Below are 12,706 nucleotides of genomic sequence, written 5' to 3' on the forward strand. Positions count from 1 at the left end.
GCGACGCCCGTCAAGACCTGTCCCCGGAAACAGTCGGTCGGACGGCTCAGGCCGGGGCAGGGCGGGGGGCGAAGTTGCCTTCCGCCAGGTCTTCCGCGAGGAGGCGTTTGGCGATGGCGTCCGCCGCCGCACGCAGCGCGGCGCTGCGGGGGCGGCCGCCGTCCCGCTCCAACCGGTCGCCCAGCCAGTCGGCCCATGCCAGGGAGATCGCCCCCGCCTCCCGTTCCCCGGCCGGGGTGAGCGAGAAGAAGACGCCCTCCCGGCTCAGGTACCCCTCCTCCACCATCCGGTCGAAGACCGGCAGCAGCACCTCGGGCGGCACCGACCGGCGGGCCGCGACCAGCCCGATACTGGCGTGCCCGACCGTCCGCGTCAGCAGGTCCACCTGCATCACCGTCCAGGCCCCCGCGATGTCCAGCCGGGTGTCGGAGCCGTTCACGATCGCGCGCGCCGTCTCGGGACCCATGCCCCGTACGAGTTTGCCGACCGCCAGCTCCAGCAGCTTCGCCGAGTCCCCCGAGGCGGTGACGGGCGAGGCGAAGCCCTCGCCCATGTCCGTCGAGGACGCCCGGACGCTGTCGCGCAGCCGGACCTGCTTCAGGAACAGCGCGACCACGAAGCCCAGGCCCGCCACCGGCACGGTCCACAGGAAGACCGTGTGCAGGGTCCGCGCGTACGCGTCGATGATCGGCCCGGCGGCGGCCGGGTCGAGGGCGTGCACCCCTTGCGGGCTCCGCGCTGCCAGACCCAGCAGCCTGGGGTCCCGGCCGGTGGCCCGTGCCGCCTCCGCGACGCCCGCCGCGAGGTGGGGCGCGAGGGTGTTCGCGTAGATCGTGCCGAAGACCGCGGCGCCGAAGGCGCTGCCGAGCGTACGGAAGAACGTCACTCCGGATGTGGCGGTACCCAGATCGGCGTAATCGACGGTGTTCTGCACGGCGATCGTCAGGACCTGCATGCACAGTCCGATGCCGGCGCCGAGGACGAACATGTACAGCGATGCCGTCCAGGCCCCGGTGCCCGGCCCCATCAGGGACAGCAGGTAGAGCCCAGCGCCCATCACCGCGCAGCCCACGATGGGGAAGGTCCGGTAGTGGCCGGTCTTGGAGGTGAAGTTGCCGCTGAAGACGGAGGCGATCAGCAGCCCGACGACCAGCGGCAGGGTCCGTACGCCGGAGACCGTGGCCGAATCGCCGTCCACGTACTGCAAGTACGTAGGCAGGAAGGTCATGGAGCCGAGCATCGCGAACCCCACGACGAAGCTGAGCACTGAGCACACGCTGAAGACCGGGTTGCGGAACAGCCGCATCGGCAGCATCGGTTCGGCGGCCCGCGTCTCCACCACGCAGAACAGCGCGAGGGCCGCGGCTCCGCCCGCGAAGAGGCCGACGATCTCGGGCGAGGCCCAGGCGTACTGGTTCCCGCCCCAACTGGTGGCGAGGATGAGTGCGCTCGCCCCGACCGTGACCAGCGCGATGCCCGGGTAGTCGATGACGGGCCTGCCCGCCGCCCGTACCGTGGGGATCGTCCAGGCGGCGGCGATCACCACCAGGATCGCGATCGGGACGTTGACGTAGAAGGCCCACCGCCAGCTCAGATGGTCGGTGAACAGCCCGCCGAGCAGCGGCCCGATGACGGTGGCGACGCCGAACACGGCGCCGATCGCCCCCTGGTACTTGCCGCGTTCGCGCAGCGGCACCACATCGGCGATCAGCGCCATGGAGGTGACCATCAGGCCGCCCGCGCCGATGCCCTGGAGTCCCCGCCAAAGGATCAGCATCGTCATGTTGGCGGACAGTCCGCACAGGAACGATCCGGTGATGAAGACGACCGTGGAGACCTGGAAGACGAGTTTGCGCCCGAAGAGATCGCCGAACTTGCCGACCAGGACCGTCGCCACGGTCTCCGCCAGCAGATAGGCGGTCACCACCCACGACATGTGGGCCGCGCCGCCGAGGTCCGCCACGATCGTCGGCAGGGCGGTACCCACGATGGTCTGGTCCAGCGCCGCCAGCAGGACGCCCAGCATGATCGTGCCGAAGACGACGTTGCGCCGCCGCCGGTCGAGCACGGGTGGCGCGGCGGCCGTGGCGGGGGCTGTGGTCACATCTCGCACTCTCACAGCGCCCCCGTGCCGCCGCATGCGGCGCAGGGCCGTAGGAGTGACGGACGCCCTCCGGTAGGGGCTCCGCGGGAGGTTTCCCGAAGGGGGGCGTCGGGGGTATCAGCGCAGGTAGGCCAGGCCCGGGTGCTGCGCCGCGTACCCGTCCAGGAGCCGCCCGGCCACGGTCACCGAGTCCACGAGGGGGTGGAGGGCGAAGGCCTTGACCGCGTCCGCGCGCGAGCCACTCGCCGCGGCGGCCAGGACCTCCCGCTCGACCGCCTTGACCGAGGTCACCAGACCCACCGCGTGCAGGGGCAGCGGGTCGACGGCCACCGGGTGGGCGCCGTTGGCGTCCACCAGGCAGGGCACCTCGATGACCGCCCGCGCGTCGAGCACCGAGAGGGTGGAACCGTTGGGCACGTTGAGGATCAAGGTGGCCCGCTCGTCCCGGGCGATGGCCCGCATCAGGGCGAGGGCGACCTTCTCGTAGCCGCCGGACTCCAGATCGCTCTCGTCGCGTTCGCCGACGCCCGCCGCCTCCCGGTTCTCGGCCATGTACGTGGCTTCCCGCTCGGCCCGGGTCCGGTCCCAGGCGGCCAGCGCCGACCCGGGCGGCTGCCCCTCCCGCCCCGCCCGGACGTAGAACTCGCGCTGTTGGTCGCGCAGGAAGGCGCCCCGGGTCCGCGCGGCCTCTCGGTAGCCGCGTACGGTGTCGCGGTTGAAGTAGTAGTAGTGCAGGTACTCGTTGGGGATCGCGCCGAGCGAGCGCAGCCACTGCGCCCCGAAGAGCCGGCCCTCCTCGAAGGACTCCAGCGCCTTGGTGTCGGCCAACAGTCGGGGCAGTTCGTCGCGGCCCGCCACCCGCAGCCCCCGGACCCAGCCCAGGTGGTTGAGGCCGACGTAGTCGATCCACGCCTCCTCGGGCCGGACGCCCAGCAGGCGCGCGATGCGCCGGCCGAGGCCCACCGGGGAGTCGCAGATGCCGATGACCCGGTTTCCGAGGATCTCGGCCATCGCCTCGGTGACCAGGCCGGCCGGGTTGGTGAAGTTGATGACCCAGGCGTCGGGGGCGGTACGGGCGATCCTGCGGGCGATCTCCCGGACCACCGGCACGGTGCGCAGGCCGTACGCGACCCCGCCCGCGCCCACCGTCTCCTGACCCAGGACGCCCTCGGCCAGGGCGATCCGCTCGTCGGCGGCGCGTCCTTCCAGGCCGCCGACGCGGATGGCGGAGAAGACGAAGTCGGCCCCGCGCAGTGCCTCGTCGAGGTCGTCGGCGGCGGTGACGGCCGGGGCGTCCGGTACGTCCGCCGCCTGGTCGGCGAGGACGCGGGCCATGGCGGCGAGCCGGGCGGGGTCCTCGTCGTAGAGGGTCACGTGCGTCACCCTGCCCTCGGCACGGTCGCCGAGGAGTGCGCCGTAGACGAGCGGTACGCGGAATCCGCCCCCGCCGAGGATGGTCAGCCGCACGTCCTACCGCCCTTCGCCAGTGCCACGATCGGTGACGCGGCGGCGCGACCCGGCTGGGGCGCCCAGGCCGGTCGACGCGGCGCGGCACACGATCAAGGCCTCCAGTGTCCCCCGCCGGCAGTGCCCGTGGGGGCGGCTCCGGCCGGTGATCCACCGGGATTCGGCCGGCACCGGAGGCCGCCACCGAACGCCCCCACCGAACGCCGGCGCCGAAGACCGGCCGGGCTCCCGGCCCGGGGCGCGTCCCGAGTCGACCCGCGTCCCGGGCCGGGAGCCCCCCTCGCGCTCGGCCGGCCCCCCTCGCGTTCGGTCAGTCCCCGAGCGACGGCACCGCGCGCAGCCGCGCGCCCTGCGGGTGCGGGTACCCCTGGCCGGGGCGGACCGGTCCGGCCGGCAGGCCCTGCGGCGCCGAGAGGATGAGGGTCATCCGGGTGAGCCCCATCGCGTCCAGCATCCGGCTGGATTCGGCCACCATCCGACAGCGCACCAGGCCCCAGCCGGGGTCCGGGTGGCGCACCGTCCGTACGGCCCCGTCCTGCTCGGCGGCGTCCGCGCCGTGGGTGCTGAGCCAGTGCGGGACGCCGTAGCGGTACGCGGCCTCCATGAAGGGATCGCGGGCCACCTCCTGGCGGATGCTCCGCAGCCCCTCGTCGTCCGGGGCACCGGCCAGCGCGGTGGCGAACCGGGCCAGCAGCGGGACGCACCAGGCCGGTTCGTGGTCCTCCAGCACCGCGGCGGCGTCCGGGTGGAACAGCACGAAGCGCAGGAAGTTGTCGTCCGGCAGGGCGGTGGGATGCGGGCGCACCGACTGGAAGAGCTTGTCGAAGGCCGAGTTGGTCAGGGCAACGTCCCAGCGGTGGTCCACCAGGAAGCTCGGGTAGGGGACGGCCTCCATGAGGGCCGCGTAGTCGCACAGGTAGTCGCGTTGGGCGGGGTCTTCGGGCAGGCGGTTCTCCTCGGCTGCCCGCCAGGTGGGCGGCGGGTCCCGGTCGACCATGACGCGGAACAGCCAGAAGCACTGCCGCTCGCTCATCTCCAAGGCCTCGGCCAGGGCGAGCAGTTTGCGGTCCGTCCATTCCTTCACCAGGCCGCGTTCCCAATTTCCGTACGCCCGCACACTGATGCGCAACCGTGCGGCGAGATCTTCCTGGCTCAGGCCCAGTTCCTCGCGGCGCTGGCGCAAAAGCTCCTTGCGTCGCTCCGACCGCACTGCGCCACGGGCCGACTCGTCGCCCGTCAGGCGTTCCTCGCCGGCTCGGGCGAGGCCATCGGACGGGCCCACCGCTGCGAGATGTGGCACCGAGAGCTCCCCCTCCTCACGGTCTGGATCTTCATTTCCGTGTGGCGATCCTGCTACCGACTTCATTCGAGTGTCAACTATTGTGGCAATTCCGGCCTGACGACAGCTCATTCGCGCCACAGCTGTGGCAAGTTCTGGCCCTCCGGGGGGAGACCGGATAGATTCCCTGGGGCCGACCCCGTGCCCGAATTGACCCCGCGCGATCTAGGAGAACCACTGGTGACAGACGGCTTCCCGGCTCCCGTCGCGGTGGCCAACGCGTCTCTGGCGGCCACCGTCACGCGGGTCGCCGAACTCGCGGGCAAGATGGGCCGCGACCTGAACCAGGTATTCGACCTCCGCCGCCTCTCCGAGGCCTCTGGTGTCCCGACGGACGTGATCAAAACCCTGCTCGACGGTCGGCGTGCCGGCGAACCCGATCTACAGACCCGCTTCCTCCAGCGCCTGGACCTGCTCCGGCGGACCCGTGTGAAACCCAACGGCCGCCGCTACACCCAGCAGGAGATCGCGGACGGCGCCGGGATGTCCCGACAGCAGGCGGGCGCCCTGATCAACGGCGACCGCAGGCCCACGATGGAGCACTGTGACGCCATCCAGCGCTTCTTCGGGGTACACGCCGGCTTCCTCACCGCCCACGACGCCGACGCCCTCACCGACGCCCTCCAGCGCACCGAGCAGCAGTTGCTCCAGGACTTCGCCGGACGCGAGCGCGAAACCGTACCCGCCGAGGCCGCGTCAGCCGGCGATCCGCTGGCGAGACTCCTCCAGAACCACGGCGTGCGGGGCATCGCCTGGCGCGCCGCCCAACTGCCCAGCGACAAGCACCGGGACAAGGTGACCGAATGGCTGGACATGCTGCTCGAAAGCGTCAAACCGAACGAATCATGACCCAGTCGAAAAGTCTGGATCTGATCCTTGAGTCCTGATCCGGATCCGCGCCGACGGGGAGAACGGTGAGCATAGGCAGAGAGCAGCGGCGGTTCTGCGGGGAGCTGGTGGCCGGCATCAAGCTGCCCGCGCCCGTGGAGCCTGTGGACCTCTACGCCGCCCTCTGCGAGGGCATGAGCAGACAACGGGGCCGACCGGTGGAGTTCCGGATGGCCGCGTTCCCCCCTGGAACGGCCAGCGGACTGTGGCTCGACATCACGGACCGCGATCTGATCGTCATCGAGGAACGCACGGCGCCCGACCACCAACTGGTGATCCTGGGTCACGAACTGTGGCACATGAAGGCAGGCCACTGCAGCCACCACGTCGACGGCGCCGCCGTCGCCGCGCGGCTGCTGGCCGGCGAGGCCGACATCGGCGAGACCGTCCGCCGCGTCGCCGCGCGCACCCGCGCCGACGTCCGGGAGGAGACGGAGGCGGAGACCTTCGGGCTGCTGCTCGGCAGCCGGTGCCGCAACTGGCTGGCCGGTTCCGGCGGCCACCGCGCCCCCGCCCAGCGCGACCAACTCGCGGGCAGGATCGAAACCTCCCTCGGGTACCGGGGGCACAGGAACGAGCTTTGAACGGACAGGACTACTACATCCCCGCCGTGGCCATGGCCATCTCCCTCGCCTTCAAGGTGCCGGCCCTGCGGGCCGACTGGCGCGATCCGCTGCTGCGTTCCGTCTGCGCCCTGCTGACCCTGGCCGGAGCGGTGTTCACCTTCGCCGCCCCGCCGACGATCGCGGCCGTCAACCGCTGGACCGGTGTCTCCAACATCTCCGCCCCTCTGGTGTACTGCCTGATGACCGCGTTCAGCGCCGCCTGCCTGGTGCTGATCTTCAACTGGCGCGGCGGCGAGCCCGAGGAGATCCGACGCACCTCCCGCCGCTGGATCTCCGGCTACTCCGTGGTCATAGGCACGATCATCGTCGTGTACGCGCTCGGTTCCGCCCCCGTGGAGCGACTGCGCGACTTCGACACCTATTACGCCAACACCCCCTACATCCGGCTGATGATCGCCGCCTACCTGCTGGCCCACAACGTCGCCGCCATCACCATGACGGCCATGTGCTGGCGCTGGGCCCTACAGGTCCGCGGCTGGCTGCGCGCCGGCCTGTTCATCATCGTCGGCGGCTATTCGTTCAGCCTCGCCTACGACGCCGCGAAGATGTCGGCCGTCGTCGCCCGCTGGACCGGCCACGACCTGGACGACCTGAGCACCCTCGTCGCCCCGCCGCTGGCCTCCATGGGGGCGCTCGTCAGCGCCATCGGCTTCGTGCTGCCGCTGCTGTGCCAGCGTCTCTCCGACAACTGGCGCACCTGGCAGACGTACCGGCGCCTGGGCGCCCTGTGGCACGAGATGCAGAGCACCGCGCCCCCCGGCACCCCATCGGTCCGGATGTCCTGGTGGTCCCCGGCCGAGATCAGGGTGATCCAGCGGGAGTCGGACATCCACGACGGCTTCCTGCGTCTGGGCCCCTGCTTCGACACCCGCTGCCGGGACCTCGCCTACGAGCGGGCCCGCGCGGACGGCTCCGACGAGGCCACAGCCCGCGCCGTGGCCGACGCCGCGATGGTCGCGGCGGCGGTGCGCACGAGCGCCGGCGACCCGGAGGGGACCCGCGGCGCGGACGGCGGCGACGGGGCCGAGCGGGTGCACGTCACCGCCGACGGGCCGCGCGACCTCGTGCGGATCTCCCACGCCCTGCGCCACTCGCCCCTGGTGGCGGTGGCACGACGACAGGCCGCCGCCCCGTCGGGCAGCTTCGGACGCGCCTAGCGCGCCGCGGCGATCGTGACCTTCGGGAAGAGGTCCTCGAACGGCCCCGCCGAGTCCGTTCCGTCCCGGCCGTAGGGAGCGTCGAAGCTCCACACCATGAACAGCAGGAACACGATCAGCGCACTGAACAGCCCCGCCAGCAGCAACTCGCGGCCCGAGCGCCGGATCTGGAGGGTGAAGATCAGCCCGACGGTGACCAGCCCGCCCACCAGCAGCCCGAACCACACCACCCCCGGCAGCGTCGACTCGTCGCTCTGCATCCGCGAGTGTCTGGCGTCGTCGGCGGCCGCGATGTGGTCGAGGAGCGGCTGGTAGGCCTGCGCCTGGAGTTCGGTGGCCGGGCTCTGGTGAGTGATGTCGGTGCGCAGCTTGCCGAGCAGGTTCGCGCCCTCCGTGGAGGCGGCCTGGCCGGAGGTCAGCCGCGGCCAGTCCACGTTGACGGTGTGGGAGACGTAGGCGTCCACCTCCCCGCGGATGCGGTCGCGCACCGGCGTCGGGTAGACGTCGGCGCGCTGGGTGACCTCGTACAGCGACTGGGCCTCGCGCCGCACGCTGTCCTCGGCGGAGCCGCGGGCCTCCCAGACGCCGGCGATGGCCAGGCCGAGCACGATCGCGTAGACCACGCCGACCATCATCGTCATGTACTCGATGACGTCGGGGGTTTCGCTGGTGTCCTCGTCCTCCGCGACCCGGCGGTGCCGGAGCATGGTGCAGGCGAGGACGAGGGCGCAGACGAGCGCCATGGCGATGGCCAGGACCAGCCATTCGGACACGAGGGTTCTCCCGTTCGAGGGTCGAAGGAGTGGAAGGGCTACCGGGCGCTCTTGGAGCGGGGGCGCAGCGCGGCGGCGGCGAGCACGGCCGGGGTCGTGACGACGACCATCAGCATCATGGTGGACATGCCGTGCGGGCCCCTGCGCTCAAGGGCCGACGAGTGGTACGTCGGCACGTGGAAGGCGGTCACGGGCGCGGCGGCGGCCCTGGGCGGGGGCGGAGCGGAAGCCTTGGCCGGCGCCGCCTCCGCCTCCGTCGCGGCAACCGCCCCGACCGGCGGCGGCTGCGCCCCCTCCCCCGGCGTCCCCGGCCGGCCCGGGAGGCCCGGGGCGTGCCCGGGGTGGCGCACGGTCGGCCGCCGGTCATCGGGCGCGGTCACCCGCGGGGAGGGCTCCGCCGGGAGCCGCACGGACGGCGGCCGCGGATGCCCCGCGGGTACGCAGATGTCGATCCGGGCGCCGTGGCCCGCGCCGTCCTCGGCGACCGCCACATGACCGTGCAGCGGGCACAGCGCGCCCACCAGCCCGGCCCCGGCGACGTACTGCCAAGCGGTCACCACGCGACTGGTCCTCCCGATCCGATCCGGCGGCAGATACGAGGGTTACTGCTGAAGAAACGATCACGGCGCGGCTTCGACACGCACGGAACGGCCGGATCACCGCGCCCGGTCCACGGGCGGCCGTCCTGAGAGCGACCTCGGGACGAGGCGGGGGGCAGGGACCATCTGGTGCTGCCCGTGCTGCTGGCCGTGTGGGCGCGGTCGGTGGACGCCGGCGGGCGCCGTGGGCTGGTGGTGGCCGGCGCCCGCCGGGATCGGCGCAGTCCCGCTGCCGCCGTGCGGTGAAGCGCGGCCGTCAGGCGGGGGCCGAGCCGCGCAAGTGGGCCAGGACCGCCAGGTGCCGCCGTGCCGGCCGGCGCCTCGGGAAGGCCGTCGACGGGATTGCCGGGGATCAACATCACGGTGTCCGGTGCGATGGCCCGCACATTGGAGGGAAACGGCGAAGGGCAACGGCGAAGGGGCACGACCCCGTGGGTCGCGCCCCTCGCCCGGCTTGTTCGGCGGGCCTCAGGCCTCCGGGGAGCCGCCGAAGCGCTCGCGGTAGGACTCCAGGTCCTCCTCGGTGATCTTCGCGAAGAGCACCGGCGGCACCGTGAACGGCGTACCCGCCGGGACCGCGTCCAGGGAGACGGCCTGCTCGGGGGTCACCCAGGTCGCCGTGTCGTCGGCGAGCGCGAACGCGGAGCGCATGGTGCGCGCCGAGGCCGGGATGATCGGCTCGGAGACCACCGAGTACAGGTGGATCAGGTTCATGGCGGTGCGCAGGGTGAGCGCGGCGCCCTCCAGGTCGGTCTTGACCTCCAGCCAGGGGGCCTTCTCGTCGAGGTAGGCGTTGCCGGCGGACCACAGGGCGCGCAGCGCCGCGGCGGCCTTGCGGTACTGGAGCGCCTCCATGTGGCCTTCGTACTCGGCCAGCAGCTCGGCGATCTGGGCACCGAGCCTGGCCTCCGGCTCGCCCGCGGGGCTGCCGGCCGGGACCTCGTCGCCGAACTTCTTGCGGGAGAAGGTCAGTACCCGGTTGACGAAGTTGCCGAGGGTGCCGCCGAGGTCCTTGTTGACCGTGGTGGTGAAGTGCTCCCACGTGAACGACGAGTCGTCGGACTCGGGGGCGTTCGCGATGAGGAAGTAGCGCCAGTAGTCGGCCGGGAGGATCTCCAGCGCGTGGTCGGTGAAGACGCCGCGCTTTTGCGAGGTGGAGAACTTGCCGCCGTAGTACGTCAGCCAGTTGAAGGCCTTGACGTAGTCGACCTTCTTCCACGGCTCGCGGGTTCCGAGCTCGGTGGCGGGGAACATCACCGTGTGGAACGGGACGTTGTCCTTGGCCATGAACTGGGTGTAGCGCACGTCCTCGGCCTCGTACCACCAGGACTTGTAGTCGCGGTCGGCCGGCTCGGCGTCCGCCCACTCCTTGGTGGCGGCGATGTACTCGATCGGGGCGTCGAACCAGACGTAGAAGACCTTGCCCTCGGCGGCCAGCTCGGGCCAGGTGTCGGCCGGGACGGGGACGCCCCAGTCGAGGTCGCGGGTGATCGCGCGGTCGTGCAGGCCCTCGGTCAGCCACTTGCGGGCGATGGAGGAGGCCAGCTGCGGCCACTCCTCCTCGTGCTCCGCGACCCAGGCCTCGACCTCGTGCTGGAGCTTGGACTGGAGGAGGAAGAGGTGCTTGGTCTCGCGGACCTCCAGGTCCGTGGAACCGGAGATCGCCGAACGCGGCTCGATCAGGTCGGTGGGGTCCAGGACGCGGGTGCAGTTCTCGCACTGGTCGCCGCGGGCCTTGTCGTAACCGCAGTGCGGGCAGGTGCCCTCGACGTAGCGGTCCGGCAGGAAGCGCCCGTCGACCGGCGAGTACACCTGGCGGATCGCGCGCTCCTCGATGAAGCCGTTCTCCTGGAGGCGGCGCGCGAAGTGCTGGGTGATCTCGGCGTTCTGCTTCGAGGAACTGCGACCGAAGTAGTCGAAGGACAGCTCGAAGCCGTCGTAGACCGCCTTCTGGGCCTCGTGCGCCTTCGCGCAGAATTCGGCGACGGACAGGCCGGCCGCCTTGGCGGCGAGTTCGGCGGGGGTGCCGTGCTCGTCGGTGGCGCAGATGTAGAGGACGTCGTGGCCGCGCCGGCGGAGGTACCGGGAGTACACATCCGCCGGAAGCATCGACCCGACCATGTTGCCCAGGTGCTTGATCCCGTTGATGTAGGGAAGCGCGCTGGTGATCAGGTGTCGAGCCATCCTCGGATGCTCCATTTCATATGTGCGGTACGTGCGGCGACAAAGGGCCGTGACGGATTGTGATGCTGTTCATCGTATCGAACCGTCGAAAGGCCCGGCGCCGCGTTTTCCGCGGGTGGACATACGCAAAAGCGAGGGCAGTGACCTCTCCGTCACGGCCCTCGCGCTGGGGTCATGTTACAGGCGCGGGGGCGAGGCCCCCGACCGTGACCGGAGCGTGGACGAGACCGGGAGGGCCGGGCCCGTCGCGTGGTCCCGCCCCCGTATCGCCGGGTGGGAGCGCCTGCCTGGGGGCATATGCGTACGCGCCGGTTGAGCCATCACCCGATCGAAGGAGATCACGAGTCGATCGTCACCGAACGCTTTGCTTCCAGGTTTCCTCTCTGCGCCCTTCGAATGCGCCCGCGCTGACAGGCTGAGGGCGAGAACGCCGGGCAGGCGAGAGCCGCGCAGCGCACCCGGCGTGCGAAAGCGCGAGAGCACGACGCACGAGGGCACGACGCACGAGGGCACGGCTCGGCGACGAGGGTTCAAGGGCATCCGGCGGATTCAGGGGACGAGGTGGAGCGGTGAGCGATGGCGGACCGGAGGAGTCCGGCGGTGCCGTGGGGCTGCCGAGCCGGCGACGGCAGCCGACTCCCATGACCCAGTGGGACCCGCCCGCACGACTGTCCTATTGGGCCTTCCACACCAATCGGCGGCCCGCGTACATGCGTTTCGCGTATCTTCAGCTCGGCTCCGACGCGGCCGCCGAGGACGCGGTGGACGCCACCTTCGACTCGATCATGAACGAGTGGCTCCGGATGCTTCACATGGACCGCCTCGACGCCTACGCCTGGACCGTCCTCAAGCAACGGATCGTCGACCGCCAGCACCGCCGTACGCCCTGCCCCCAACCGATGGACATCAGCGCCTTCGAGGCGGCCCTCAAGGAGGTCCACACCGACCAGTACGCGGTGCTGACCGACACCATCCGCTTCTACTCGGCCGTCTCCCGGCTCGCCGAGCGGCAGCGGGACACGGTGCTGTTGCGCTACGGGCTCCAGTGCAGTGCCGGTGAGGCCGCCGCCGTGATGGGCGTCGACGAGGCCACGGTCCGTTCGCAGCTCGGACAGGCCCACCGTCGCCTCGCCCGCCTGCTCGACGCGTCCGCCGAATCATGAGGCCGCGAGAGGGCCGTGACTGCGACGGCACCCCGCGCTCCCTGGCCGAGTTCCTGAACCGGGCGAGCGTGCGCGACCGCTACCCGCACTACGACCTCGGGGCGGCGGAGGCCCGGCTGCTGCGCATCCCGCGCACCGGTCTGGGTCACGCACACGGCCGGACCCGGCGTCGTTCCGGCTACGGCTGGAGCGACCCGGCGCGCGACGTGCCGCTCGACGCCGAACGGGCCCGGCGCGACCTCAAGGCCGTGTGCCTCGCCGTCGTGTGCGAACCGAAGGCCGAGGCGCGGCTGCGCTCCTTCACCGACCGCGGCCACACCGACCTCGTCGGAGCCGTGGTCTTCGGCTGTCTGCTGCACCTGGCCGGGATGCGGGAAGGCGCCCGCTTCTGGTGGCAGTACGCGGC

General features: G+C 71.6%; 10 protein-coding genes. 4 read left to right on the forward strand and 6 right to left on the reverse strand.

What is annotated here, in order from left to right:
• Positions 1–46: 46 nt before the first annotated feature.
• The 3 genes from ACV7NM_RS06480 to ACV7NM_RS06490 form a co-directional block, all read right to left on the reverse strand.
• Positions 47–2,140 (reverse strand): MDR family MFS transporter, encoded by a 2,094-nt coding sequence (locus ACV7NM_RS06480; RefSeq protein WP_463409369.1) that lies wholly within the window; start codon positions 2,138–2,140, stop codon positions 47–49.
• A gap of 81 nt (positions 2,141–2,221) precedes the next feature.
• On the reverse strand, positions 2,222–3,571 hold the full coding sequence (locus tag ACV7NM_RS06485; RefSeq protein ID WP_463409370.1) for a 6-phospho-beta-glucosidase: 1,350 nt from the start codon (positions 3,569–3,571) through the stop codon (positions 2,222–2,224).
• Positions 3,572–3,881: 310 nt separating this feature from the next.
• On the reverse strand, positions 3,882–4,871 hold the full coding sequence (locus ACV7NM_RS06490; RefSeq protein WP_463409371.1) for a helix-turn-helix domain-containing protein: 990 nt from the start codon (positions 4,869–4,871) through the stop codon (positions 3,882–3,884).
• 219 nt (positions 4,872–5,090) lie between these two features.
• Between ACV7NM_RS06490 and ACV7NM_RS06495 the strand changes: the two genes are divergently transcribed.
• The 3 genes from ACV7NM_RS06495 (at position 5,091) to ACV7NM_RS06505 (ending at position 7,581) form a co-directional block, all read left to right on the forward strand.
• Entirely contained in the window at positions 5,091–5,759 is a 669-nt protein-coding gene (locus tag ACV7NM_RS06495) for a helix-turn-helix domain-containing protein (RefSeq protein WP_190185069.1), read from the forward strand.
• A 65-nt stretch (positions 5,760–5,824) separates the two neighbouring features.
• Entirely contained in the window at positions 5,825–6,382 is a 558-nt protein-coding gene (locus ACV7NM_RS06500; protein ID WP_463409372.1) for a toxin-antitoxin system, toxin component, read from the forward strand.
• Positions 6,379–7,581 carry an MAB_1171c family putative transporter gene (locus ACV7NM_RS06505; RefSeq protein WP_463409373.1) on the forward strand — a complete coding sequence of 401 codons (1,203 nt, stop codon included), beginning with the start codon at positions 6,379–6,381 and terminating at the stop codon, positions 7,579–7,581. The genes ACV7NM_RS06500 and ACV7NM_RS06505 overlap by 4 nt, the downstream gene beginning before the upstream one ends.
• On the opposite strand, the gene ACV7NM_RS06510 is transcribed toward ACV7NM_RS06505, so the two are convergent.
• The 3 genes from ACV7NM_RS06510 to metG all read right to left on the reverse strand — a co-directional run bounded on the left by ACV7NM_RS06510 (position 7,578) and on the right by metG (position 11,137).
• Complete coding sequence (locus ACV7NM_RS06510) at positions 7,578–8,354, reverse strand: bestrophin-like domain (protein WP_463409374.1); 777 nt, start codon at positions 8,352–8,354, stop codon at positions 7,578–7,580. The two genes, ACV7NM_RS06505 and ACV7NM_RS06510, sit on opposite strands and share 4 nt — an antisense overlap.
• Positions 8,355–8,392: 38 nt before the next feature.
• On the reverse strand, positions 8,393–8,914 hold the full coding sequence (locus ACV7NM_RS06515; protein ID WP_463409375.1) for a hypothetical protein: 522 nt from the start codon (positions 8,912–8,914) through the stop codon (positions 8,393–8,395).
• Between the two features lie 507 nt (positions 8,915–9,421).
• Positions 9,422–11,137, reverse strand: coding sequence for a methionine--tRNA ligase (gene metG / locus ACV7NM_RS06520; protein ID WP_463409376.1), 1,716 nt, complete (start codon positions 11,135–11,137; stop codon positions 9,422–9,424).
• 569 nt (positions 11,138–11,706) lie between these two features.
• Between metG and ACV7NM_RS06525 the strand changes: the two genes are divergently transcribed.
• Entirely contained in the window at positions 11,707–12,300 is a 594-nt protein-coding gene (locus ACV7NM_RS06525) for an RNA polymerase sigma factor (RefSeq protein WP_463409377.1), read from the forward strand.
• Positions 12,301–12,706 lie beyond the last annotated feature (406 nt).

It is taken from the genome of Streptomyces sp. Tek67B01, assembly GCF_055231995.1.

Excerpts from the sequence above, each read along its gene's own strand:
- metG (WP_463409376.1), bottom strand. The coding sequence starts at position 11,137 with ATGGCTCGACACCTGATCACCAGCGCGCTTCCCTACATCAACGGGATC.
- ACV7NM_RS06480 (WP_463409369.1), bottom strand. The coding sequence starts at position 2,140 with ATGCGGCGGCACGGGGGCGCTGTGAGAGTGCGAGATGTGACCACAGCC.